The organism is Nonomuraea dietziae (genome assembly GCF_014195505.1).
Lineage (GTDB): Bacteria > Actinomycetota > Actinomycetes > Streptosporangiales > Streptosporangiaceae > Nonomuraea > Nonomuraea roseola.
In genome coordinates this window covers 1,441,452-1,465,585 of sequence record NZ_JACIBV010000001.1, presented here as the reverse complement: position 1 = coordinate 1,465,585, position 24,134 = coordinate 1,441,452, and the positions used below count along the sequence as shown (strand labels likewise).

At 70.3% G+C, this 24,134-nt stretch carries 24 protein-coding genes and 1 tRNA gene; 14 read left to right on the top strand and 11 right to left on the bottom strand.

Going from position 1 to position 24,134, the window contains the following annotated elements:
- Nucleotides 1–31 precede the first annotated feature (31 nt).
- The 3 genes from fdh to nrfD are packed head-to-tail and all read left to right on the top strand — an operon-like array spanning nucleotide 32 to nucleotide 4,942.
- Nucleotides 32–3,220: a formate dehydrogenase gene (fdh, locus tag FHR33_RS07180; protein ID WP_183645173.1), complete on the top strand. Its 3,189-nt coding sequence runs from the start codon at nucleotides 32–34 to the stop codon at nucleotides 3,218–3,220.
- Nucleotides 3,213–4,028 carry a 4Fe-4S dicluster domain-containing protein gene (locus tag FHR33_RS07175; protein WP_183645171.1) on the top strand — a complete coding sequence of 272 codons (816 nt, stop codon included), beginning with the start codon at nucleotides 3,213–3,215 and terminating at the stop codon, nucleotides 4,026–4,028. The genes fdh and FHR33_RS07175 overlap by 8 nt, the downstream gene beginning before the upstream one ends.
- Before the next feature lie 14 nt (nucleotides 4,029–4,042).
- Entirely contained in the window at nucleotides 4,043–4,942 is a 900-nt protein-coding gene (gene nrfD / locus FHR33_RS07170; protein WP_183659927.1) for an NrfD/PsrC family molybdoenzyme membrane anchor subunit, read from the top strand.
- 17 nt (nucleotides 4,943–4,959) lie between these two features.
- On the opposite strand, the gene selD is transcribed toward nrfD, so the two are convergent.
- Nucleotides 4,960–5,979: a selenide, water dikinase SelD gene (selD, locus tag FHR33_RS07165; RefSeq protein WP_183645169.1), complete on the bottom strand. Its 1,020-nt coding sequence runs from the start codon at nucleotides 5,977–5,979 to the stop codon at nucleotides 4,960–4,962.
- A 71-nt stretch (nucleotides 5,980–6,050) separates the two neighbouring features.
- Here selD and FHR33_RS07160 point away from each other — a divergent pair.
- From FHR33_RS07160 to FHR33_RS07150, 3 genes are all read left to right on the top strand, one after another.
- Nucleotides 6,051–6,143: transfer RNA gene (locus FHR33_RS07160), tRNA-Sec, on the top strand.
- 33 nt (nucleotides 6,144–6,176) lie between these two features.
- Nucleotides 6,177–7,448, top strand: coding sequence for an L-seryl-tRNA(Sec) selenium transferase (gene selA, locus FHR33_RS07155; protein ID WP_312895401.1), 1,272 nt, complete (start codon nucleotides 6,177–6,179; stop codon nucleotides 7,446–7,448).
- The gene (locus FHR33_RS07150; RefSeq protein WP_183645165.1) at nucleotides 7,448–9,271 is read left to right on the top strand and encodes a selenocysteine-specific translation elongation factor; all 1,824 of its coding nucleotides are present in this window, start codon (nucleotides 7,448–7,450) and stop codon (nucleotides 9,269–9,271) included. The genes selA and FHR33_RS07150 overlap by 1 nt, the downstream gene beginning before the upstream one ends.
- Nucleotides 9,272–9,334: 63 nt before the next feature.
- On the opposite strand, the gene FHR33_RS07145 is transcribed toward FHR33_RS07150, so the two are convergent.
- From FHR33_RS07145 to FHR33_RS07130, 4 genes are all read right to left on the bottom strand, one after another.
- Nucleotides 9,335–9,763 (bottom strand): hypothetical protein, encoded by a 429-nt coding sequence (locus FHR33_RS07145; protein ID WP_183645163.1) that lies wholly within the window; start codon nucleotides 9,761–9,763, stop codon nucleotides 9,335–9,337.
- 313 nt (nucleotides 9,764–10,076) lie between these two features.
- On the bottom strand, nucleotides 10,077–11,324 hold the full coding sequence (gene fmdA / locus FHR33_RS07140) for a formamidase (RefSeq protein ID WP_183645161.1): 1,248 nt from the start codon (nucleotides 11,322–11,324) through the stop codon (nucleotides 10,077–10,079).
- Nucleotides 11,325–11,408: 84 nt separating this feature from the next.
- Complete coding sequence (locus tag FHR33_RS07135; RefSeq protein WP_183645159.1) at nucleotides 11,409–12,074, bottom strand: AmiS/UreI family transporter; 666 nt, start codon at nucleotides 12,072–12,074, stop codon at nucleotides 11,409–11,411.
- Nucleotides 12,075–12,219: 145 nt separating this feature from the next.
- Nucleotides 12,220–12,495, bottom strand: coding sequence for an FmdB family zinc ribbon protein (locus FHR33_RS07130; protein WP_183645157.1), 276 nt, complete (start codon nucleotides 12,493–12,495; stop codon nucleotides 12,220–12,222).
- 530 nt (nucleotides 12,496–13,025) lie between these two features.
- Between FHR33_RS07130 and FHR33_RS07125 the strand changes: the two genes are divergently transcribed.
- The 3 genes from FHR33_RS07125 (at nucleotide 13,026) to FHR33_RS07115 (ending at nucleotide 16,034) form a co-directional block, all read left to right on the top strand.
- The gene (locus tag FHR33_RS07125; protein ID WP_183645156.1) at nucleotides 13,026–13,937 is read left to right on the top strand and encodes an SGNH/GDSL hydrolase family protein; all 912 of its coding nucleotides are present in this window, start codon (nucleotides 13,026–13,028) and stop codon (nucleotides 13,935–13,937) included.
- 907 nt (nucleotides 13,938–14,844) lie between these two features.
- Nucleotides 14,845–15,354: a SigE family RNA polymerase sigma factor gene (locus tag FHR33_RS07120; protein WP_183645154.1), complete on the top strand. Its 510-nt coding sequence runs from the start codon at nucleotides 14,845–14,847 to the stop codon at nucleotides 15,352–15,354.
- A complete protein-coding gene (locus FHR33_RS07115; RefSeq protein WP_183645152.1) occupies nucleotides 15,354–16,034 on the top strand; it encodes a hypothetical protein in 681 nt (226 codons plus the stop codon). The genes FHR33_RS07120 and FHR33_RS07115 overlap by 1 nt, the downstream gene beginning before the upstream one ends.
- Nucleotides 16,035–16,226: 192 nt before the next feature.
- Here the strand turns inward: FHR33_RS07115 and FHR33_RS07110 are convergent, their stop codons facing one another.
- Nucleotides 16,227–16,802 (bottom strand): hypothetical protein, encoded by a 576-nt coding sequence (locus tag FHR33_RS07110; RefSeq protein ID WP_183645150.1) that lies wholly within the window; start codon nucleotides 16,800–16,802, stop codon nucleotides 16,227–16,229.
- Between the two features lie 223 nt (nucleotides 16,803–17,025).
- Entirely contained in the window at nucleotides 17,026–17,763 is a 738-nt protein-coding gene (locus FHR33_RS07100; RefSeq protein WP_183645148.1) for an SDR family oxidoreductase, read from the bottom strand.
- A gap of 99 nt (nucleotides 17,764–17,862) precedes the next feature.
- On the opposite strand from FHR33_RS07100, the gene FHR33_RS07095 reads away from it, so the two are divergent.
- Nucleotides 17,863–18,558, top strand: coding sequence for a TetR/AcrR family transcriptional regulator (locus tag FHR33_RS07095; RefSeq protein WP_183645146.1), 696 nt, complete (start codon nucleotides 17,863–17,865; stop codon nucleotides 18,556–18,558).
- Nucleotides 18,559–18,856: 298 nt separating this feature from the next.
- Nucleotides 18,857–19,114: a hypothetical protein gene (locus FHR33_RS07090; protein WP_183645144.1), complete on the top strand. Its 258-nt coding sequence runs from the start codon at nucleotides 18,857–18,859 to the stop codon at nucleotides 19,112–19,114.
- Between the two features lie 104 nt (nucleotides 19,115–19,218).
- Here FHR33_RS07090 and FHR33_RS49020 read toward each other — a convergent pair whose 3' ends face one another.
- Nucleotides 19,219–19,644: an FtsX-like permease family protein gene (locus tag FHR33_RS49020; RefSeq protein ID WP_221240982.1), complete on the bottom strand. Its 426-nt coding sequence runs from the start codon at nucleotides 19,642–19,644 to the stop codon at nucleotides 19,219–19,221.
- 117 nt (nucleotides 19,645–19,761) lie between these two features.
- On the opposite strand from FHR33_RS49020, the gene FHR33_RS49015 reads away from it, so the two are divergent.
- Nucleotides 19,762–20,007: a hypothetical protein gene (locus tag FHR33_RS49015; protein ID WP_221240981.1), complete on the top strand. Its 246-nt coding sequence runs from the start codon at nucleotides 19,762–19,764 to the stop codon at nucleotides 20,005–20,007.
- On the opposite strand, the gene FHR33_RS07075 is transcribed toward FHR33_RS49015, so the two are convergent.
- Nucleotides 19,955–20,392, bottom strand: a complete 438-nt coding sequence (locus FHR33_RS07075) for a hypothetical protein (RefSeq protein WP_183645139.1) — start codon at nucleotides 20,390–20,392, stop codon at nucleotides 19,955–19,957. The genes FHR33_RS49015 and FHR33_RS07075 overlap by 53 nt on opposite strands.
- Nucleotides 20,393–20,685: 293 nt before the next feature.
- On the opposite strand from FHR33_RS07075, the gene FHR33_RS07070 reads away from it, so the two are divergent.
- Nucleotides 20,686–21,486, top strand: a complete 801-nt coding sequence (locus tag FHR33_RS07070) for a dihydrofolate reductase family protein (RefSeq protein ID WP_246451702.1) — start codon at nucleotides 20,686–20,688, stop codon at nucleotides 21,484–21,486.
- Nucleotides 21,487–21,507: 21 nt separating this feature from the next.
- Here the strand turns inward: FHR33_RS07070 and FHR33_RS49010 are convergent, their stop codons facing one another.
- Complete coding sequence (locus FHR33_RS49010; protein WP_221240980.1) at nucleotides 21,508–21,690, bottom strand: hypothetical protein; 183 nt, start codon at nucleotides 21,688–21,690, stop codon at nucleotides 21,508–21,510.
- 203 nt (nucleotides 21,691–21,893) lie between these two features.
- Here FHR33_RS49010 and FHR33_RS07060 point away from each other — a divergent pair, with 203 nt between their 5' ends.
- A complete protein-coding gene (locus tag FHR33_RS07060) occupies nucleotides 21,894–22,646 on the top strand; it encodes a class I SAM-dependent methyltransferase (protein WP_221241635.1) in 753 nt (250 codons plus the stop codon).
- An 80-nt stretch (nucleotides 22,647–22,726) separates the two neighbouring features.
- Here FHR33_RS07060 and FHR33_RS07055 read toward each other — a convergent pair whose 3' ends face one another.
- Nucleotides 22,727–24,127, bottom strand: coding sequence for a polysaccharide lyase 6 family protein (locus FHR33_RS07055; protein ID WP_183645138.1), 1,401 nt, complete (start codon nucleotides 24,125–24,127; stop codon nucleotides 22,727–22,729).
- Between the last annotated feature and the right edge of the window lie 7 nt (nucleotides 24,128–24,134).

The following is a 24,134-nucleotide window of genomic DNA, read 5'->3' as shown; positions in this document are numbered from 1 at the left end:
CCTACGGTTAAGCCGGACAGACCGGGGCAGGATGCGCATTGTGGCAGGTGGGAGGTGGTTCTCCCGGTGGCCGGTGCTCCGGCAGCTCAAGGGAGAGGACGGCAGGAGCGACGCCGCGCGCTCGGCGCGTACCGACGCCCTGAGGCCGCGCACCGAAGAGGCCGACAGCGTCGCCCGCTCGGTCTGCCCCTACTGCGCGGTCGGCTGCGGCCAGCTCGTCTACGTCAAGGACGGCCGGGTCAGCCAGATCGAGGGCGACCCCGACTCGCCCATCTCACGTGGCCGGCTGTGCCCCAAGGGCTCGGCCAGCAAACAGCTCGTCACCCATCCGGGCCGCCAGACCCACGTGCTGTACCGCAGGCCGTACGGCACGGAGTGGGAGCGGCTCGACCTCGGCGCCGCGATGGAGATGATCGCCGAGCGGGTGCTGAGGACGCGAAAGGACACCTGGCAGCAGACCCATGAGGGCAAGGTCGTGCGCCGCACGCTGGGCATCGCCGGCCTGGGCGGGGCGACGCTCGACAACGAAGAGAACTACCTGATGAAGAAGCTGTACACCGCCCTGGGCGCGATCCAGGTGGAGAACCAGGCGCGTATTTGACACTCCTCCACCGTCCCCGGTCTGGGGACCAGCTTCGGGCGTGGCGGCGCGACGACCTTCCAGCAGGACCTGGCGGGTGCGGACTGCATCGTCATCCAGGGCTCCAACATGGCCGAATGTCATCCGGTGGGCTTCCAGTGGGTGGTGGAGGCCAGGGCGCGGGGAGCGAAGGTCTTCCATGTGGACCCGCGCTTCACCAGGACCAGCGCGCTGGCCGACCGCCACCTGCCGATCCGCGCCGGTAGCGACATCGTGCTGCTCGGCGCCCTGATCAACCACGTCCTCGCCAACGAGCTGGACTTCCGCGAGTACGTGCTGGCCTACACCAACGCCGCCGCCCTCGTCTCCGAGGACTTCAGGGACACCGAGGACCTCGACGGGCTGTTCTCCGGCTTCGATCCCGAGACGCGTACGTACGACCCGAGCAGCTGGTCGTACGAGAGCACGGGCGAGCAGGCACCGGGCGAGACACTGGAGGGCGGCCTGCACCACGCCAAGGCCGCGGGGGCGGACCGCTACGGCTCCGGCGGCGCCGCCGCGCACCCCAGCCCGCCGAAGGACCCGACGCTGCGCCACCCGCGCTGCGTCTACCAGATCCTCAGGCGGCACTTCGCCCGCTACACCCCGGAGCTGGTGGAGCGGCTCTGCGGCATCCCGCCCGAGGACTTCGCCGAACTCGCCGACGCGATCACCGCCAACTCCGGCAGGGAGCGCACCACCGCGTGGGTGTACTCCGTCGGCTGGACCCAGCACACGGTGGGCGCGCAGTACATCCGCACCGCCGCGATCCTCCAGCTGCTGCTGGGCAACATGGGCCGTCCCGGCGGCGGCATCCTGGCGCTGCGCGGGCACGCGAGCATTCAGGGCTCGACCGACATCCCGACGCTGTTCAACATCCTGCCGGGCTACCTGGCCATGCCCCACGCCCACCGGCACGAGAACCTGGACGACTATCTGGAACGCGAGGGCGGCGAGACCGGCTTCTGGGGCAACCGGCGCTCCTACCTGGTGAGCCTGCTCAAGGCCTGGTGGGGAGAGGCGGCCACCGAGGAGAACGACTTCTGCTTCGGCCACCTGCCGCGCCTGACCGGCGACCACGGCCACTACACCACCGTGATGGGCCAGATCGACGGGACGGTGAAGGGCTACTTCGTGGTGGGGGAGAACCCCGCGGTCGGCTCCTCGGGCGGCCGCGCCCAGCGCCTCGGCCTGGCCAACCTCGACTGGCTGGTGGTGCGCGACCTGACGCTGGTGGAGACGGCCACGTTCTGGAAGGACGGTCCCGAGCTCGAGACCGGGGAGATGCGCACGGAGGACATCGCCACCGAGGTGTTCTTCCTTCCCGCCGCGAGCCACGTGGAGAAGGAGGGCACCTTCACCAACACGCAGCGGCTCCTGCAGTGGCGGGAGAAGGCGCTCGACCCGGTCGGCGACTGCCGCAGCGACCTGTGGTTCTACTACCACCTCGGCAGGCTCCTGCGCGAGCGGCTGACCGGGGACGAGATCGACCGGCCGCTGCGCGAGCTGACATGGGACTACCCGGAGGAGGGCGAGCACCGGGACCCCTCGGCGGCGGCCGTGCTCCGCGAGATCAACGGTGTGGGCCCCGACGGGCGGGCGCTGTCTTCCTCCACCCAGCTCAGGCCCGACGGGTCCACCGCGTGCGGCTGCTGGATCTACTGCGGCGTCTACGCGGGCGAGGTCAACCACGCCGCCCGGCGCAGGCCAGGGAGGGAGCAGACGCCCGTGGCGCCCGAATGGGGCTGGGCCTGGCCGGCCAACAGACGGATTCTCTACAACAGGGCCTCCGCCGACCCCGAGGGCCGCCCGTGGAGCGAGCGCAAGGCCTACGTCTGGTGGGACGCGGAGCGCGGCGAGTGGACCGGGCACGACGTGCCCGACTTCGAGCGGAACAAGCCGCCGGACTACGTGCCGCCCGAAGGCGCCAGGGCCGAGGCCGCGCTGGCTGGGACCGACCCGTTCATCATGCAGTCCGACGGGAAGGGCTGGCTGTACGTGCCGGCGGGTCTGGCCGACGGGCCGCTGCCCGCCCACTACGAGCCGCACGAGTCGCCGGTCCGCAACCCGCTGTACGGCCGGCAGTCCAACCCCGCGCGCCGGATCTACGCGCGTCGGGAAAGCCCCTACAACCCGCCTGGGTCGCCGCGCTTCCCGTACGTGCTGACCACCTACAGGCTCACCGAGCACCACACGGCGGGCGCCATGAGCCGGCCGCTGGCCTACCTCGCCGAGCTGCAGCCCGAGCTGTTCTGCGAGGTGTCCCCCGAGCTCGCCGCCGAGCTGGGGCTGGTCAACGGCGGCTGGGCCACGATCGTGACCAGCCGTACCGTGATCGAGGCCAGGGTGCTGGTCACCGGCAGGGTCCGGCCGCTGCGGATCCAGGGCAGGACGGTCCATCAGGTCGGCCTGCCCTACCACTGGGGGTGGGGCGGCGGCGGCCTGGTGACCGGCGACGTCACCAACGACCTGCTGCCGCTGGTGCTCGACCCGAACGTCTACATCCAGGAGAGCAAGGCCGTGACCTGCGACGTACGTCCCGGAAGGCGGCCGAGGGGCCGGGCGGCGCTCGACCTGCTGGAGGTGTACCGCCATGACTGAGCGGATGGGCTTCTTCACCGACACCAGCGTCTGCATCGGCTGCAAGGCCTGCGAGGTGGCCTGCAAGGAGTGGAACCAGCTGCCCGACGACGGGTTCGTGTTCGAGGCGACCTCCTACGACAACACCGGGCAGCTCGGGGCGAGCACCTGGCGACACGTGGCCTTCATCGAGCAGACGCGCACCGTGCGGATGAAGGAGGACGAGGGCGACAGCGGCGTGGATCGCTGGCTGATGTCGTCGGACGTGTGCAAGCACTGCACGCACGCCGCGTGCCTGGACGTGTGCCCGACCGGTGCGCTGTTCCGGACCGAGTTCGGCACGGTGGTGGTGCAGGAGGACATCTGCAACGGCTGCGGCTACTGCGTGCCGGCCTGCCCGTTCGGGGTGATCGACCGCAGGGAGGGCGACGGGCGGGCCTGGAAGTGCACGATGTGCTACGACCGGCAGCGCGGGGGCCTCGAACCGGCGTGCGCCAAGGCCTGCCCGACCGACTCGATCCAGTTCGGCCCGCTCGACGAGCTCAGGGAGCGGGCCGAGGACCGGCTGGAGCGCCTGCACGCCGACGGGCGCTCGGAGGCCCGGCTGTACGGAGAGAGCCCGGACGACGGGGTGGGCGGCGCGGGGGCCTTCTTCCTGCTGCTGGACGAGCCCGAGGTGTACGGCCTGCCCCCCGATCCGGTCGTGACCACCCGCGACCTGCCGTCCATGTGGCGCTGGGCGGGGGCCGCGGCGCTGTCCGTGGCGGGGGCGGTGGCGGTGGCCTTCGCGGGAGGCTTCGCGGGATTCCGTGACGGGGGGCGGCGGTGACGCGGGAGCGGTCGATGGTGCCGGAGGCCGAGTTCCGCTCATACTACGGGCGGCCGGTGATCAAGGCTCCGATCTGGCACGAACCCCACATGCCGACATATCTCTACCTGGGAGGTCTGTCCGGGGTTTCGTCGATGATGGCCGTGGTGGCGGGGTTCACCGGGCACCACCGGCTCGCGCGCACCACGCGGGTCGCGGCGGCGCTCGGGGCGGCCGCCGGCGCCGGCCTCCTCGCCGCCGAGCTGGGCAGGCCCGAACGGTTCCTCAACATGCTGCGGGTGTTCAAACCGACCTCGCCGATGAGTGTCGGCTCATGGATCCTGGCCGCCCAGGGCGGGCTGTCGGCGGTCGCCGCCTCCTCCGAGCTGACCGGGAGCCTGCCCGTCGTGGGTGACGCGGCGGTCCTCGCCACGGGTGTGACAGGGCCGCTGACCGCCACCTACACCGCCGTCCTGGTCGCTGACACCGCCGTGCCCGCCTGGCACGAGGCGTACAGGGAGCTGCCGTTCCTGTTCGCGGGGAGCGCGCTGGCCAGCGCGGGGGCGTTGGGCATGCTGGCGACGCCCCGTGCGGAGGCGGGGCCCGCCCGTGCGGTGGCGGTGCTCGGGGCCGCCATGGAGACCGTGTCGGGCGTGGTGATGGAGCGCAGGCTGGGGCAGGCAGCCGAGCCGTACCGGCAGGGGAGGGCGGGCCGCCTGATGCGCTCGGCCCGCGCGCTGACGGCCGGCGGCGGCCTGCTCGCCGCGGTCGCCGGGCGCAGCCGTACGGTCACCGCGCTGTCCGGTCTCGCCCTCACGGCAGGCGCCCTGTGCACCCGCTTCGGCATCCTGGCGGCGGGCCGAGCCTCGGCCGCCGACCCGAAGTACACGGTCGTGCCCCAGAGACAGCGCCTCGACGGCGAGCGACCCGCCTGACCCTCCGCCTCCGGCGTTCAGCGCAGTCGCAGGTGAGAGCCGGAGAGCGGGACGAGCTCTCCGATGACCGGCGCGCCGGGGATCTCGCCTGCCACCAGGAGGCCGCCGGAGGTCTGGGCGTCGGCGAGCAGCAGCAGGTCCTCCTCGCCGAAGCCGCCGGGGTCGAGGCAGGGACGCACCCAGTCGAGGTTGCGTCGGGTGCCGCCGCTGACGTGGCCGTCGCGCGCCGCCTCACGGGCCCCTTCCAGGTACGGCACGGCCGCCACGTCGACCACGGCCGTGACCCCGCTCGCCCTGGCCAGCTTGTAGAGGTGGCCCAGCAGGCCGAACCCGGTCACGTCCGTGGCGCACACCGCTCCGGCGGCCAGCGCGGCCCTGGAGGCGTCGCGGTTCAGCGCGGTCATCGCGGCGACCGCCTGCGGGAACACCTCGCCGGTCGCCTTGTGCCGGGTGTTGAGCACCCCGATGCCCAGCGGCTTGGTGAGGCTGATCGGCAGCCCGGGCCTGCCGCCGCCGATGCGCAGCAGCCGCTCGGGATCGGCCAGGCCGGTGACGGCCATGCCGTACTTCGGCTCCGGGTCGTCGACGCTGTGGCCCCCCGCGACGTGGCAGCCCGCGGCCCGCGCCGCGTCCAGGCCGCCGCGCAGCACCTCCTTCGCCAGCTCCAGCGGCAGCCTCTGCCTGGGCCAGCCGAGCAGGTTGACCGCCACCAGCGGCTCCCCGCCCACCGCGTAGACGTCCGACAGGGCATTGGCCCCCGCGATGCGGCCCCAGTCGTAGGGGTCGTCCACCACGGGCGTGAAGAAGTCGGCGGTGGCCACGATCGCCCGGCCGCCGTCGACGCGGACCACCGCGGCGTCGTCCCCGTCGTCGAGACCGATGAGCAACTCGCCGGCGGGGGAGGCCAAGGGCCGGCCGACCAGCCCCGCCACGACGGCCTCCAGCTCGCCGGGCGGGATCTTGCAGGCGCAGCCGCCCCCGTGCGCGTACTGCGTCAGCCGGATCGGGCCCTGCCCCTGCCGGGTGCTGAATGTCATGGCGTCCTCAGGTGGATCGCGACGGTGTGTGCCGCTTCAGCCCCTACCCACCTGCGAGTATGTTCTCCCTTGGAGGCGTGTGGGCGCCTGGTGGCCCCCGCGGTCTTCAAAACCGACGAGGCCGAGGTCCTCGGCCTGGCGGGTTCGATTCCCGTCCGCCTCCGCTCTATTTTCGAAGAGTGGATCCACGAAGGCACGTGCCACGTACCGACGCCGTGCTCGCCGACCCGCGGCTGGTCGCGGCGGGCGGGCGGCTGGGCAGGTCGGTCGTCAAGGACGCGGTGGCGCGGGCCCAGCAGCGCGCGCGACTCGGCGAGATCGGCCCCGAGCAGGTCGCGGACGCGGCCGTGGCGGCGCTCCCGTCACAAACCGCGAGCCTGCGCGCGGTGATCAACGCGACCGGCGTGCTGATCCACACCAACCTCGGCAGGGCGCCGCTGTCGCCCGCGGCGGTCGAGTCGATGGCGGCCGCGGCCGGCGCCGCCGACGTGGAGTTCGACCTGCAGACCGGCGCCAGGGCCCGTCGCGGGCGGGGCGCGCTGGACGCGCTCACGCGCGCCGTGCCGGCCGCCGAGGACGTGCACGTCGTCAACAACAACGCCGCCGCGCTCGTCCTGGCGGCCACCGTGCTCGCCGCGGGCCGGGAGATCGTGATCAGCCGCGGCGAGCTGGTGGAGATCGGCGACGGGTTCCGCATCCCCGACCTGCTCGTCTCCACAGGGGCGCGGCTGCGCGAAGTGGGCACCACCAACCGCACCTCCTACCGCGACTACGCGGCGGCCGTGGGACCGGAGACCGGATGCGTGCTCAAGGTGCACCCGTCGAACTTCCTGATCGAGGGTTTCACCGGCTCCGCCGAGGTGTCGGAGCTGACCGCGCTCGGCGTGCCCGTCGTGGCCGACATCGGCTCCGGCCTGCTCACCCGCGAGCCGCTGCTGCCCGCCGAGCCGGACGCGACGACCGTGCTCGAGGCCGGGGCGGATCTCGTGACCGCCAGCGGCGACAAGCTGCTCGGCGGTCCGCAGGCGGGGCTCCTCCTCGGCCGCCGTGACCTGGTCGAACGGTGCAGACGGCATCCGCTCGCCCGCGCGCTGCGCGTCGACAAGCTGACGCTGGCGGCGCTGGAGGCCACTCTCAGGGGCCCCGCCGTCCCTGTCCGACAGGCGTTGTACGCCGATCCGGCGGCGCTCGGCGACCGGGCCGCGGCGCTCGCCGGCGCGCTGGCCGGTGCGGGAGTCGACGCGCGAGCCGTGCCGAGCGAGGCCGCCGTGGGGGGCGGGGGAGCGCCCGGCGTCAGGCTGCCGAGCGCCGCCGTGAGCCTGCCCGAGCGGCTCGCCGTAGCGCTGCGAACCGGCGAGCCACCGGTCGTCGGCCGGATCGAGGGCGGGCGGCTGCTGCTCGACCTGCGCACCGTTCCCGGCGACCGGGACGGCGATGTGGCCCGCGCGATCCTCGAGGCGAGCGGCTGATGCACGTCGTCGCCACGGCGGGTCACGTCGATCACGGCAAGTCCACGCTGGTGCGGGCGCTCACCGGGATGGAGCCCGACCGGCTGGAGGAGGAGCGGCGGCGGGGGCTGACGATCGAGCTGGGCTACGCCTGGACGACTTCGCCCTCGGGGCGGCGCCTCGCCTTCGTGGACGTTCCCGGCCACGAGCGGTTTCTCGCCACGATGCTGGCCGGGGTGGGCCCCGTGCCGGCCGTCATGTTCGTGGTGGCCGCAGACGAGGGCTGGATGCCGCAGTCCGAGGAGCACCTGGTGGCGCTGGAGGCCCTCGGCGTACGGCACTGCCTGCTCGCGGTGACGCGCGCCGACCTCGCCGACCCCGCCCCGGCGATCGAGCAGGCAAGGAACCGCCTGGCCGCCGCCGGGCTGGGTGGAGCGGGGGAGGCGGCCGGGGCGGGCGGCGTCGAGGCGGTGGGAGTGAGCGGGCGTACCGGCCAGGGGCTCGGCGAGCTGAGGGAGGCGCTGGACCGGCTGGTCGCAGGGCTGCCCGCGCCCGATCCCGAGGCGCCGGTCCGGCTGTGGATCGACAGGGTGTTCACCGTGACGGGCAGCGGCACGGTCGTGACCGGAACCCTGCCCGAGGGCACGATCTCGGTGGGTGACGAGCTATCGCTCGGCGGCGAGCCGGTACGGGTGCGGGCGCTGGAGTCCCTCAAGGAGCCACTGCCCGCGGTGACCGGCGTCGCCAGGGTCGCGGTGAACCTGCGGGGCCGCAGCTTTCCCGAACGCGGCCTGGCCCTGGTCACACCTGGCAGATGGACCTCCACCGACCTGGTCGACGTCCGGATCTCACCTGTCGGGGCGCTCCGGGACTCCGGCCGCGGCCCTGGCGAGCGGAGCGACGGCGGCGAGGAGCGGCGCCTGCCCGGGCGGCTCACCGCGCACATCGGGTCGGCGGCGGTGGCGTGCGAGGTCCGGCCGCTCGGCGCCGGCATCGTGCGGCTGCGCCTGGCCGCCCCGCTCCCGCTCCACCTCGGAGACGTGCTGCTGCTGCGCGACCCTGGCCGCGACCGGAGCGAGGTGCGGGTGCTGGCAGGGGCCAGCGTGCTCGACGTGCGCCCGCCGGCGCTCGGCCGCAGGGGCGCGGCGCGGGCGCGCGCCGCGAGGCTGGAGCCGGCCACGCCGGACGCGGCCTCCGCCCTGCGCCTCCATCGGCTGCTGCGAGCGGCCGACCTGATCGCCATGGTGGGGGAGCTGGGCGGTCGCCGCCCGGTCTGCGACGACTGGTACGCCAGCCCTGAGCATTGGGAGGAGCTGGCCAGGCGACTGACCGAGGTGGCCCTGCGGTACGCGGCCGAGCACCCGCTGGATCCCGGCATGCCGCTCGAAGCGGCCAGGCACGAGCTCGCCCTGCCCGACCGGAGGCTGGTCGCCGCGCTGGTACGGCCGCCGTTCACGGTCGCCGAGGGCCGGATCCTCACCCGGCCTTCCGGGCTGCCCACGCCGGTGGCCAGGGCTGTCGAGCGGCTGAGGGCGGAGCTGTCCGCCCATCCCTTCCAGGCGCCGGAGGCCTGGCGGCTGACCCAGCTGGGGCTGGGCGTCCGGGAGGTGGCGGCGGCCGTACGGGCGGGGAGCCTGCTGCGCGTGGCCGAAGGCGTCGTGCTGCTGCCCGGCGCGGACGCCAGGGCGGCGGAGCTGCTGAGGCGGCTGCCGCAGCCCTTCACCGTCAGCGAGGCAAGGCGCGCCCTCGACACCAGCAGGAGGGTCGCGGTGCCGCTGCTGGAACACCTCGATCGGAGCGGGATCACCGAGCGGGTGGACGAGGTCCACCGCCGCTGCCGTTGACCGGAGCCTCCGGCCGATCACCTGCTCGGAGCCCCGGACGGGGACGCCCGGCGCCGGTTCACCTCACGGTGTACCGGCGATGGCGCACGCCCGGCACGGGGGACGCCCGCAGATGCACTGCATGATGGCGTCGAGGACGTCGTGGTCGTGATACAGGCACCGGTCGTTGCAGGTGTGGCGTGGAACGAAACCCGCCTGGATCTCGTCGGGCCACGGCTCTTCGCCTTCACGGCAGCGGACGAACTGGTCAGGGTCCTCGGAGTGGAGACCGTGCATGCGCGCCCTGGCCTGGGTCTCCAACGTCCGCGTCTCCGCCACCATGGCCTTGAGCTGGGCGGCGAGGTCGGAGTACCGGTCGTCGCCGGTTCGTACGTGCGCGGCCCGCAGCGCCATCACCGCATTGCCGAGGAATCGGCTGGCGTCCTGGAGGTCCGTGGTGTGGTGCAGTTGGATGCCCGTCACGTTTCGGACCCACACGGCGTCGTTTGTCATCGATCAACCCTTCGAAGTGGCAGGCTCGCGCACCTGTTCGGGAGTTGCCCAGGGGGCATGGCGGGTTTTACAGATACGCGAAGGGTAACCGAAGTTTTGCGCCTTTTTCGTACTCGGTGTCTTGTTCTTGACCGTAGGCGAAGGCGCGGCGGCACGCTTGACGGCCCGCTTCGCCCGTGGCGAGAGGGGCGCACGTCGCGACACCACGATCGCGGCGTACGGAGAACCTTGACGAGAAACAGGCCGAGATTTTAAGCAGGCGAGCCCGGCCACCGCTTCGGGCACGGTGACCGGGTCCGTCGTGCGGCGGCGATCAGCTCGTCACCGCGCACTGCCCGCGCTCCTTCTTGACCGGCCCCTCCATGGTCGGCCGTACGTCGAAGTCGAAGATCGCGGTGGGCAGGTAGAGCGAGCAGCATGCGTTGGGGATGTCGACGATCCCGCTGACACGCCCTTCGATCGGGGCCGAGCCGAGGAGCAGGTAGGCCTGTTCGCCGGTGTAGCCCCACTTCTTGAGGTACTCGACGGCGTTGAGGCAGGCCCTGCGGTAGGCCACCGTCGCGTCGAGGTAGTAGTTGGTGTCGGTGTCGGGGTCGACCGAGATCCCGATGAAGGAGAGGAACTCGGAGTAACGCGGCTCGACGTTGCCTGGCATGAAGATCGGGTTGGTGGTGACACCGTACTTCTCCATGCCGCCCTTGATGAGGTCGACGTGGAAGTCGATGAAACCGCCCATCTCGATCGCGCCGCAGAAGGTGATCTCTCCGTCACCCTGGCTGAAGTGCAGGTCACCTCCGGAAAGCTTGGCGTCCTTCACGTGAACCGGGTAGAAGACCCTGGCTCCTCGGGTGAAGTTCTTGATGTCGTGGTTGCCGCCGTTCTCCCGCGCGGGAACCGTGCGGGCTCCCTCGGCGGCGATCCGCTGCGCCACCTCGCCGCTTGCGGTGCCGGAGATGACGTTCTCGGCCAGCGGTGGCAGGCCGAGCGGCGGCACCCTCTGCGGATCCGTGTCGATGAGAGCCTGCTCCCTGCGGTTCCAGGTCGCGAGCAGGTCCGCTGACGGCGCGGTGCCGAACAGCCCGGGGTGGGTGATGCCGGTGTAGCGCACGCCCGGCAGGTGGCGGGACGTGGCGACCTGGCCGTGGAAGTCCCAGATCGCCTTGTAGGCGTCAGGGAAGTAGTCGGTCAGGAATCCACCGCCGTTGGCCTTGGCGAACACGCCGGTGTACCCCCACCCCTGGCCTGGCGCTCCGCCGACCTGCTGTGGAACAGGACCGAGATCAAGGATGTCGACGACCAGGAGGTCGCCAGGCTCGGCTCCGTCCACACCGATGGGCCCGCTCAGGACGTGCGCGACACTGAGGTCGACGTCCCGTACGTCGTTCGCGGAGTCGTTGTTGCCGATCTGGGCGTCGGTCCATTCCCTGCATTCGACCCGGAACTCGTCCCCAGGGCGCACCATGTCGGCCACAGGAATGTCTGGGTGCCATCGGTTATGCCCTGGTATTTTCTGATCTCGCATCGACATTGACTGATCGATGCTGAATACGACGTTCGGCATGATGAATGTCCTTCGTGGATGCGTGCTGAATCTCAGGCATGACCGCGTCGCATCACCGCCTCTCCAGCTCTTCGGGTCTCCGTGTCAGGTCCAGCGGGGGCGGTGCCTGTGCTCCCGGGCACCCACCGCCTCGTCACCCGGGCTCGGTGCCGCTGCCGCGGGTTCCCGTCCTCGTGTCAACGGCCACAGCCCGATGAACACCACCAGGCCGAACACGGCGAGGATGACCGCGATGAGGTTGGTGTTCCGCCAGTAGCCGGTCAGGATCATGAACGCCGGGATCGCCGCCGTGACCCATCCCTGGATCGCGGTGACCCAGCCCGTGTACCTGGTGATCTGTTCGTGTTTCAAGCCCAGCAACACGAAGAAGAGGAACCACAGGAAGGACCAGTAGAGCCAGATGACGCCGAACGCGGGGTCGCCGAGAATCTGGAAGTTCGCGTACGCGTATCCGAGCGCCATGACGGCCACGAACAGGGAGAAGTAGCCAACTCCCGTGGAGTCGAAACCGCCGAGCAGATTGATCCCGACGTAAAGGTAGGTGAAGCCGAAGAGGTAGATGCCCGACGCGCCGAGGATCTCGGCGGGCCTGCTCAGATTGGCGATGATCAGCACGGTGGGCGTGACCACCTGCAGGGCTCCGACGAAGAGATTGAAGATAGCCGTCGCGCGTGGTTCGACCTTCCCCAGGAGCATCATCCCGTTGAGGAAGAGCACCGCGCCGACGTAAAGCAGTCCGACAGCTCCCATCAGCGACGCGCCTCCTAGTGCCTGTGATGGGTGGTTTCCTATTGGCGGCATCGTCCACGGGCTCGTCCATCCGAGGCGGCGTCCAGATTCTGCGGATCTCCGTGCGCGGCTGGTCCGAGCACACGTGGACACACTGTTGTGTTGATCAAGGGCGGGGCAGGCGTGACACCGCCGGATGCGGCGGCCGCCGGCGCTGCCTGGGAGGCAGGCTCGTGACGACCTCGGGGGCTTCCTGGCTCTGCTCCTCCCGGCTGAGCGCGGCAGACAGCGTCGAGGGCACCCTGGTCAGATGGGGCGAGGAGAAGACACGACGGGCCGCGCGGTGGCACTCGGGGCAGTCGCAGACCGTCGGAGCACTGCCGATCGGCAGGTGCACCTCGAACCGCCCGCAATCGGCGCAACGGTACTCGTAGGTTGCCATAGGCACCCCCACCGGAGATCAAGCCTCGTTTCCCGGCAGCACCGCGACCCGTCGCCGGTCCACGGCGATCTGGGCTGTCAACCCCAGGTAACCTCCGGCCTTGACCACGTGTCAACGTCGCGGAAACGGCCGGTGAGGCCGTCGAGGAGACCCCCTCTGAGCTGAAAATCGGGGGACTTTAGCAGGAGGACGGCCGCAGGTGCCGCCAATATGGTCGGGTTTTTGAGGACAGGGCACCGCGCTGCCCTGGAAACCCCTGAGATTTTGCCGGACGTTTGAGGCGTTGACGTCACTGATCGTCGACCCGGGTGGCGACGCCCGCTTCCTTTCGCCCCCCGCACTCTCCGCAGCCGGCCGGTCCGGAGATCTTGACGTGAGGCACTCCCGGAGCCATTCTTACCACTTGGTAGGTAAACGGCGGCGTAGCCCGCCGTTCACGCTGTGCGCACGGCGTTCGTTTCGCTCACGCACCGGCTCCGCGCCGCGTGCGTCCCTGCTCTTCGTCCTCGACAGGGTTCAGTGAGGTGGCCATGCCCGCAGTCAGTCAACGGCACAGGAAGACACTCGTCGCGGTGGCCGCGGTGGTCGCTTTGGCGACCACCGCGGCGCCGGCCGCTCAAGCCTCCGTCCGTGATACCTCCGTCCGTGACACATCCGTCCGCGATATCTCCGTCGCCCACTACGTGGCGCTCGGCGACTCCTACACCGCGGGGCCGGGAATCCCCGACGAGACGGACGCCAACTGCGGCCGTTCCGACCGGAACTACCCCACGCTGACAGCGGCCGCGATCGCCGTGCCCGCCTTGGGCGACGTGAGCTGCGCGGGCGCGACCACGGCGCACATGACCAGCTCGCAGGGCACGGCGCCGCCCCAGCTCGACGCCCTGCGGCCGACGACCGACCTGGTCACCCTCGGCATCGGCGGCAACGACATCAACGTCAGCGGCATCATCGCCCGCTGCGTCCTCCTCGGTAAGCTCAACCCCAGCGGTTCGCCCTGCAAGGCCAGCTACACGATCGCCGGCATCGACCAGCTCGACCAGCGCCTCAAGACCACCGCGGCCAAGATCGACACCGTGCTCCAGGACATCAGGCGGCGCTCGCCGAACGCGCGCGTCCTCGTCGTGGGATATCCCGTCATCATGCCGGACGACGGGAGCAACTGTTACGCGACCGTCCCCATCGCCAGGGGCGACGCGCCCTGGCTGCGGGATGTGGAGAAACGCCTCAACACCATGCTCGCCGGCCGCGCGGCGGCCAACGGCGCCGGCTTCGTCGACACCTACACCGGCTCGATAGGGCACGACCTGTGCAAGCCCATCGGAGTCCGGTGGATGGAGCCGATGGAGGGCGTGGACTCGGCGGGCCTGCACCCCAACGCCGCGGGCCACCAGGCCATGGCCACCAGCGTGGTGAACGCGATCAACCGTACCCTGGCCTGATCTCCGGGCCGGGTCCTGCCTGCCGTCGATCTCCGTCCGACTGCCGTGCCCACGGTCCGCCCGCCCACATGGCGGGCGGACAGCTCCACACCGCGAGCCGTGTCACCCGAACCGCAGAGCCGCTGGAAGCGGGTTCGGCTCCCTCAGCACCTTCAGAGGCAGAGCTGAGCGCGGTCCACGACCTGCTCGCATCTCCTGACCCGCAGACCAGCGCCGCGGTTCTCCTGACCCGCAGACCAGCGCCGCGGTTCTCCTGACCCGCGGACACCAGCGCCGCGGTTCTCCTGACCCGCGGACACCAGCGCCGCGGTTCTCCTGACCCGTCAGACCAGCGCCGCGGCGACGACGCGGACGAAGGCGCTGCCGGGCGCACCGGCAGCGCCTGCCGGCCCTCGCCCGGCAGGCCGCCCTCGACCAGGCGCGGGAGGTCCGCTGGATGAGGATCTCCCGGACCATCCCGCCGGCGACGCGCCCACGGCGGTTCTGCGCCGAGCTGCGCGCCCGGCCCTCCCCCACGATCGCGGAGGGCCCGTTCACGCTGGCGTCGGGGCCGTGATCGACACCGGCCTGTATGAGCGGGCCCACACCGCCGACCGGTTCGCCGCTTGTGGCTCGGCGCTTGTGGCTCGACGCTCCACGCGGGCCCGGTGCCCCGCGAGCAACTCCTCGGCAGGCTTCCCACGCTGCTCCCGCCCACGTCATGGCGCTCACCCTCGCCGGCCGCATGCGGGCGACGCGACGGCCCAGGCGATCCGGCACAGCCCGCGACCGCCCTGCAGGAGCGGTTGGCCCGACGCCGCACCTGCCGCCGAACGCCACCCGACGATCCGAGCCTGCCCGTCCCATGCAACCGGCGCCCGGGCCGGAAGCATCTTCTGGGATGTGAAGCCATCAATCTGGGAGACCCATGAGCCTTGACGAGGAGTACACCGCCTACGTGAGCGGCCGGCTGTCCTGGTTGCGGAAGATCGCTTACCCGCTGTGCCAGGACTGGCACCGAGCCGACGACCTGGTGCAGACGGCGATCACGCGGCTCTACGTCAAATGGCGCCAGGCGCGAGCCGCCGATGACCTCGACGCCTACGTACGGGTGATGCTGATCCGGGTCTTCCTCGCCGAACAGCGAGGGGGCTGGTTCTCCCGGGTACGGCTGACGTCCGCGATATCCCACCAGCCGTTCGAAACCGGCGACCGGGACATGGCCATGGACATCACCCGAGCCCTCGCCGCCGTCCCTCCGCGCCAACGCGCCACCCTCGTACTCCGCTTTCACTGCGATCTGAGCGTGGAACAGACCGCTCACGCGCTCGGCTGCTCCACCGGAACCGTCAAGAGCCAGACCGCCCGCGGCCTCGCCACCCTGCGCTCGATGCTCGGCGCGCCGGAGTCCCGTCTCGCACGTACGGAGGACCACTGATGGATGTCAAGCAGATGTTCGACTCGCTGGCGACGCACGAGCAGCCGCCTACCACGGTTGACGCGAACCGGGCCATGGCAGCGGGACGTGCCGTGCGCAGACGTCGTCGTGCTGCCGTCGCCGGGGCCACGGCCTCGGTGGCGGTAGCGGTGGCGGTCGCGGCCGTCCTCGCGGTCGGGACGGTTGACCCGTGGCCGCGGCAGGACGGCGTCGCTGTCGCCGTGCCCGCCACACCCTCCGCCACGCCCTCCGTCACGGCCACGCCACGGCCCACCTACAAGGGATTCGCGGAATTGAAGAAGAGGTATCCCCCCAAGGGGAAGGTCGCCTCCGTGCCGCCGCTGCTGATGTGGGTGAGCGACGCGCCCCGCAAGAACGAGCTTTTCCTGTGCGAGAGCGGGCCGAACGGTAGCTCCTGCAGCGGATTTCCACCCCTCGCCGCCAAGGAGTTCGCCCGCAGGCAGGGCAAGCTCCGCCGCGTGCCCGTCTGGTTCGGCGTCGCCAAGGACGACGTCCACGGAGTGACGGCTGTCGCCAGGGACGGGCGGAAGGTCCCAGGCGCCCTCAGACGGGGTGTCAGTCCAGGGCTCGGGCTTTGGGCCGTCGAGTATCCCCCTGACGTGCGGAGCCTCGTCTTCACCGGCGCGAAGGGGGAAACCCTGCAGCGGATCGCCCTGTGACGTGGCTTGCTCTCTCACACCGTTGAGGGCCTGGCCACTCGGCGGACCGCTGGTCAACGTCGGCGGTGCCGGAACGGCTCGCCGGCAAGATGGCCCGGTCCGAAGCGGGGTGTGGTCGTGACGCCTTGATCACCGTGTTGGTGTCAGCACGCGTGCCCACGCCCCTACGCGCCCACCCGCGTGGCAGGACGGTCAGGTGCGCAGGCGTTCGAGTTCGTCGGCGCGGCGGTGGTCCTTCGGCCGGCCGAGGGCCCGCCGCATGCGGACGAGGTCGTCGAGTGCGGCGTAGCGAACCGTGAAGCCGGAAGGGTCGTCCGCATGCACGGCTCGGGTCAGGCTGGCGGTGACATCGAGGCCGCCCCAGGCCAGGGCGGGCGTACACAGGTCTCCGCCGGCACCGGTCACCTGATAGGCCACCTGGGGGTGGTCGAGGTCGGGCGGCTCGGCGCACCCGGCGATGACAAGGGCCTCGCGCAGGGCGCGGGCCTGCGCGGGCGTGCCGTCCCACAGAAGGTCGAGGTCGCCGGTCAGTTCGGTGGAGCCGTGCATGATGCCGGCGACCTGGCCAATGACGACGGCATGTGAGCCTGCCTGGTGCAGGGCATGGAGGAAGGGGAACGGATCGAAGCCGAGTGCCCCGTCCGTGGCGAAGGTGCCGACGAGGTCGTCGGCGTCCTGTGGGCGCCGTCCCGTGGCGGTACGGTCACGAGTGGTTTCTTCCGTTCGGGAGACGGCCTGACGAAGTCGTGTGAGAGCAGTCGGAGTCATGCGCCCATCCAACACGGCCTGTCGTCAACAAAGCTGATCAAGTACATGCAGTGAGATCGCATACACCGAAAAGACAAGTTCTCTCAAGTCACGCGTAGACGGTGTGGCCGGCGCGGGCGGGCGCGCGGGCGGTCAGTGCGCCGAATCCGCTGGAGGCTCCGGTGATGATGACGGTGCCGCTCACGATGACGGGCTCCTCAATGGGGGGTGTGGTCGGGACGTCTCAGGCGGCACCGCCGTTGGCGTAGAGGGTCTGGCCGTTGATCCAGCGCGCCGGTCCGGCGAGGAAGGAGACGACCTCGGCGATGTCGGCGGGAGTGCCGAGCCGCTCGAGAGGGTTCATCTTGGCCATCCGCTCGATGGTCGCCTCGTCCTTGCCGTCCAGGAACAGGGCGGTGGCGGTCGGCCCGGGGGCGACGGCGTTGACGGTGATGTCGCGGCCGCGCAGTTCCTTGGCGAGCACCAGGCTGATCGCCTCGACGGCCGCCTTGCTGGCCGCGTAGGCGGCGTAGGTGGGCAGGGCCAGCCTGGTCACCGAGGTGGAGAAGTTGATGACCGCGCCGCCATCCCGAACGCGGCGGGCGGCCTGCTGGTTGACGACGAACGTGCCGCGGATGTTGGTGCGGTGCATGCGGTCGAGCGCGTCGAGAGCGATCTCGGCGACCGGCGACAGCACCATGACGCCGGCGGCGTTGACGACGACGTCGACGCCGCCATAAGTGGTCTCGGCCGTGTCGAAGAGGTGAGCGACGGCTGCCTCGTCGGCGACGTCCGCCTTGACCGCGATGGCACTGCCGCCACGGGCCTGGATGGCCTCGACCGCTGCCTTGGCCTCGACGTCGTTGCCGGCGTAGGCGATGACGACGGCTTGGCCGTCGTGGGCGAGCCGCTCGGCCGCGGCACGGCCGATGCCTCGGGATCCGCCGGTGACGATGGCGACGCGGCGCTGGATGCCGACCATGGGAACTCCTCGAAAAGTCGTTGTGCTTACGCCGCTAACATAAACATGACATCAACGCTAACGTCAAGTCGCTAACTCCAATCTGTTATCGTCGATAGCATGGCTGAGACCACCAGGGACCGCATCATCGCCGCCGCCTCCGCCCTGCTCGCGGAGGGTGGTCGCGAGGCGGTCTCCACTCGGGCGGTCTCCGCCGCGGCGAACGTCCAGGCCCCGACCATCTACCGGATCTTCGGTGACAAGAGCGGCCTGCTCAGCGCGGTCGCCAGCCACGGCTTCGCCGAGTACCTGCGGAGCAAGACGTCGCTGGGCGAGACCGACGATCCCGTCGAGGACCTACGGCACGGCTGGGATCTCCACGTCGGCTTCGGACTGGCCAACCCGGCCCTCTACACGCTCATCTACGGCGAACCGCGCCCCGGCGTCGAGTCACCTGCCGCCCGCGCCGCCGCGGAGGTGCTCGCCAAGCAGGTCCGGCGCATCGCCGAGGCGGGCCGGCTGCGGGTCAGCGAGGAGCGAGCCGCACACATGATCCACTCGGCCGGCTGCGGCACCACCCTCACCCTCATCGCCATCCCCGAGGAACGGCGGGATACCGACCTGTCAGCGATGTCACGCGAGGCGGTCATCGCGGCGGTCACCACCGACGCCACGCAGTCGGCCCCGGCGGATGCGCAGCAGGTCAACAGGGCTGTCGCGCTGCGGGTGCTTCTGCCCCAGGTGACCGTACTGACCGACGCCGAACGCGCGCTGCTCGCCGAGTGGCTCGACCGGATCGCCACCGCAGGCAACTAGGAACTGTTTTGGGGTTCGGATCTAGGTGAGGCCCAGTGGTGGCCTGGCCGTGGCTGGTAGAACTCGGATGTGGCGCGCTTCGATGTGACGGATGCCGAGTGGGCGTTGATCGAGCCGCATCTGCCGGTGGCGGCTACCGGGGCCGCTGCCCCGGCGGGTGCGTGATCAGTTCAACGGGATCTTGTGGCGGTTCCGCACCGGATCCGGCTGGCGTGACGTCCCAGACCGCTAAGGGCCTTGGTCCACGCTCTACTCCCGGTTCAGCGGCTGGGCCAAAGCCGGCGTGTTCCAAGGGCTGATGGACGCGCTGATCGCCGAGGCCGCATCGCGCGGGCAGGTCGGGTTGGAGCTGGTCAGCGTGGACTCCACGATCGTGCGGGCACATCGGGAGTCGGCTGGACTGGCGGTCGCAGGCGAGGCCTTGGATGCGCTGGAGCAGGCGCTGACCGAGGAAAAAGGGGCTCCACTGCCGGAGCAGCCGCCGGTGCTGCGCGTGATGCGCCGCAGGTCACACCCGGCGCGGCCGCTGACTGCCCGCAGTTCATCACCGTCCTGAACAAAATCCGTATCCCCGGCCCGGTCGGCAGGCCTCGTACCCGCTCTCGATCATGTGGTTGAAGCTCCTCACCTCAGCCACATGATCCGAACTCCGAACAGCTCCTAACCGGCAAGGGCCGTACGGATGACGCGCCTTCCCACGAGAGATGAGACGCCGAGGGTGACGGCGATCCCGACGATGACCGGGACCACGTAGGGGAGGGGCGCGGCCGCCGGCAGGGGGCTGCCCGTCTTGACGATGGCGAAGGGTAGGACGCCGGCGAACGCGCCCAGGCTCCCGGCCACGATGCTGACGGCCGTGGCCGCGACCATCTCCCGTACCAGCATGCGATGCGTCTGCGCCCCAGTCGAGCCGATGAGGGACATGGTCGCGAACTCGGTGCGCCGCTGGGTGATGGAGGCGACGAGATTGTTGGTGAGGGCGATGGCCATGAACGCCGCGATCAGGGCGACGACGAGGTAGTTGACCGAGGCGAGGACCTGGCCGGCGCTGTCCGCCGTGCCGACGGAGTTCTCGATGCCCTGCATGCTGAGCGTTCCGGCGGCGATGCCGACGAAGAGGGTGAGGAAGGTGAGCCCGATGACGAGGAGGCCCTGTGGGGCCGGATCATCGACTCGATCCAGGCCAACCGATCGCTCTGGTTCGTGAACTTCGAGTCCGTCGCGTCATCCCGGCAGGACGGCGAGATCCGCGGGATGATCGCGAGTGGTCAGGAGGTGGCGCGGGCCTCGCTGGCGCGGGCGTTCGCCGGCCTCGGCCCCGGCAGTGATCCGGACGAGGTTCGGGCGGCCGGCTCGCGCTACTTCGCGCTGCTCGTCGGGCTCGCCGCGCAATGGATCACCGACCCCGAACATGCGCCGACGGCCAAGCAGTTCGTCGGATCCCGCTGATCGACGTGCCCTTGTCAGCTCCCCGGCGGGGGACAGGCCGTCCGTCCGGTCGAGGACGCGGAGGCCCGGCAGATCGACAGATCGCGTGATCGTTGACCGAGAAAGGGCGATGAGATCGCCGTTCTTCGATCTTCAGCCAGGGCAGGCCCTTACCGCCGAGCGCGTCGTTCAGCGCTGACAGCTCGGCGTCCAGTGCCTCCATCAGTTCGGCGGTGAAGCGCTTGGGGTCGAGTGGTTTGCGGAGCTTGGCGTAGTTCTCGGCGCGGTTGGCCTCGAAGTCCTTGGGCAGGTCGTCGTCGGGGTTGCGCCACTTGGCGCCGACCACCAGATCTCCTTGCGCCGCAGCTTCTCCCGTAGGTATCGCCATGGTCAGCAGGACATCCATGAGCACGTCCCTCCCGGCTGCGGTGCGGCCTGTGGGGGAGTACTCCCCTCGCCGATCGGGGTCAGCAGGGCGGTCGCGGCGCACCTCCACGGGGTCGCTGAGCCGGAGCGCGCCTCACGCACGTGGGGCGAGCCGGACGAGGCGGACTGGGTCTACGCCTGAGTTCTGGTGCCAGTTGCGAGTGAGTTCGGGTGCCGCTGGGTAGCCGGATGGTGACGGTTCAGCCAGTCTTAGTGCCACTCGAAGCATGGTGGTGGGATGCTCGATGCGCCTGGCGTCATGAGGGGGCGCTGATGGCGCGGGTGACCAAGGTGGAGAAGCGCGCGGCGATCAGGCGGGTCTCCCGGATGGAGGGCTTGTCGCAGCGGGCCTTGGCGCGCAGGTATTCCGTTTCGCGCCGGACGGTGGGGGCCGCGTCCGGCGCGGCCAGACTCCAGGAGTCCAACGGCGATGAGTTTCGCCGAGGTTTCCGGTCCGTATCCACGCCCGATTCAACCGCACTCGAGGAGAGCATCATGACCGCTACCTACACCTTCGATGTCTTTTCCAGCCTCGACGGCTTCGGCGCCGCCAGCGGCAACTGGACTGGCTACTGGGGCAAACAAGGCCCCGAGCTGCTCGACCACCGTCTCGCCTTGTATGGCGAGGAGCAGCGGATGGTCTTCGGGGCCAACACGTATCGGGCGTTCGCGCGGATGCTGGCCTCGAACGCCGAGGAGTCCGAGGTACGTGACCCATGGGTCACCCGGATGAGGAGCCTGCCGGCAACGGTGGTGTCGACCACACTGGAAGGCCCCCTCGACTGGCCGGACGCCACCGTCGTGAGCGGTGACGCCGTCGATGTCGTCGCCCGGCTCAAGGAGGAGTCCGAGGTGCCCCTGCGCTCGCACGGCAGCCTGTCGATGAACCGGGCGCTGATGGCCGCCGGCCTGGTCGACCGTGTCCACGTCACGCTCTTTCCTGTGATCACCGGTCAGACCGGACTGGACCCGATCTTCCAGGGTGCGGCCGACTTCGACCTGGAGCTGATCGAGAGCCGGACGCTCGACGGCCACACCCAGGAGCTCATCTACCGGCCCACCCTGCATGTCTGAGAGGACCCAGCCCGCCTGCGCCTAGGAAGTGATTCTGATCTTCACTTGATGATTGTGCTCGACATGCCAGATGACCTCACCCGCCACCTCCGCACCCATGCCAGGTAATTCGAAGCCGGCAGGCATCGCCGTGATTTCAGCAAGGCCGATGGCATCCGGGACGCCATCGATACGCAGAAACACCCCGAAGGGCTGTCGACCCATGACCCTCCCCGTCACCAAGGTGCCGATCGGGAGAGCCTGACACGAGGCAGGCCAGGCGGCCCTGGCCCTTCCAGCGACTTCGACGCCGTCCTCTGGCCAGAAGTACTCGCTCACATGCCCATCCGCTCTCACTGGACGCGGCAACGAAACGTCCCCTGCGTCGATCGGATCTGGACACGCCCGTGGTGATCGACTATGCCAGGATGGGCCGCATGTCTCCCGCGATCGAGAACTCCGCCGTGCCCGCCGGCCAGGCCGTGGCCAACGACTACGACGGCTTCGCCGAGGCGTACGCGGCCGAGACCGAGGCCAACCTCATCAACGGCTACTACACGCGGCCCGCCATCCTGGACCTGGCCGGAGACGTGGCCGGGCGGCGGATCCTCGATGTCGGCTGCGGCGCCGGTCCTCTGCTCGCGGCGCTGCGCGAGAAGGGCGCCATCGTGACCGGCGTCGACCCCAGCGTCAAGATGCTGGACCTGGCCCGGCAGCGGCTCGGCGAGGGCGCGGCCCTGCATCAGGCCGGTCTGGGCGGCGCTCCTCTGCCGTTTCCTGACGGCGCGTTCGACGACGCCATCGTGTGCCTGGTCCTGCACTACCTGGAGGACTGGAAGGCGCCGCTCGCCGACCTGCGGCGCGTGCTGGCTCCCGGCGGCCGACTCATCGTGGCGGTCAATCACCCCTTGGTCTACAAGTTGCTCTATCCCGATGCCGGCTACTTCGCGATCCGCGAGTACTCCGAGGACTACACCTTCAGCGGCCAGAGCGCCGTGCTGACGTACTGGCACCGGCCGCTGCACGCGATGACCGACGCCTTCACCGCGGCAGGCTTCCGGATCGCCGTCATCAGCGAACCGCGCCCGGCGCCAGGGGCACACGAGCTGTTCCCCGACCTCCTCAAAGAAGCCGACTCGACCATGCTGTGCTTCCTGTTCTTCGTCCTGGAAGCCGTTTAGCCTCACCGAACGCCAAGCCGCCCCAGCCGATATACCGTCAGAGTCGCTGGCCTGGGCGGGTGGCGAGTCGGCATGGCGGCTCAGCGTGACCAGGTGGGGCCGGTCTCGGCGGTCTGGGGTGGCGGGGGAGGGGCCTGGCGGCTGCGGGGCAGGACGATGATGCCTTGGGAGCTGTTCGGGGCGTGGACGTCGAGGGTGCCGCCGTGGACGACGTTGCCCCGGAAGGTGTTGGGCTCGAAGGTGAACTTCTCCAGCGGCGGCGCGGTCTCCTGCGGGGAGGTGACGACGGCCACCCCGCCCTTCGGCCTGTGTACGAGGTTGCCGGTGAAGGTGTTGCGCTCGGGCAGGAGCACCATCTGGTAAGCGGGCCAGTGGTTCTTGTAGAACCAGCCGAGGTGCATGTCGCTCTTGGCGTTGTCGACGAACACGTTGGCGGTGAACTCGCTGTCGGTCACCTGGCCGTAGTGGAAGAGATAGCCGTACGGCGCGAGCGGGTTCCTCTGCGGCACGAAGCCGGGCGTCAGGTAGTCGAGCTGGTTGTTCTCGTCGAACATGTGCTCGCCGCTGGTGACCTTGAGCCCGTAGCCGGAGACCCCGGCCACGTAGTTGCCGCGCACGGTGTGGCTGTTCCCGCTGACCCGGATGCCCTCGCTGGCCGGGTAGCGCTCACCCAGGATGACGTTGTTCTCCACCGTGTTGTGGTTGCCGTAGCGCAGCACGAGGCCACCGCTCGACTGCCTGATCGTGTTGAAGCGGACGGTGTTGTGGTTGGACTTCAGCGAGATGATCTCGTCGTCGCCGTCGACGTGCTCGAAGAGGTTGTGCTCGATGGTGAAGTAGGCGCCCTCCTGCGTGCCGAGCTCACCCCACTGCCCGTAGCCCCAGATGCGCAGCGCTTCCATGCCGTTGCGGCCGACGTTGGGGACGTCGGCGAACCGGGTGTGGTCGACCGCGTTGTACTTGGCCGCAAGGCCTCTGTCGTTGCCGACGACAGGCTCCTGATGGTTCTTGCCCCGCAGCAGGCTGTGGTCGAGCCGGTTGTGCCCGCCCTTGAAGTAGACCCAGTAGTAGGCGGTCTGCGGCTCGGCGGGGTTGAAGTCGACGACGGCGGTGTCGGTGACCCTGCCGTGGTCGCTGTTGAACGTGATCACCGACTGGGCGCCGTCGGGTGCCTGGCCGCCGGTGAAGGTCAGGCCGCTCACCGTCAGGTGGGGGCTGTTCAGCGACAGCGAGGACCTGCCGGTGAGCAGGACCTTGCCGGGGGTCTGCGCCCTGAGGGTGAGGGGGCCGGGGGCGGTGAGGCCGATGACGGCGTCCTGCCAGGTGCCGTCGGCCATCACGATGGTGTCGCCGGAAACGGCCGCGCCGAGCGCCTGGTTCAGCTCGGCCAGGTTCGAGACGAGCACGTCCCGATCCGCGAAGGCGGGGCCGGCGGGAAGCAGCAGGACGGCCGCGGTGAGAAGAGCAGCTAATCGCTTCATACCGGCA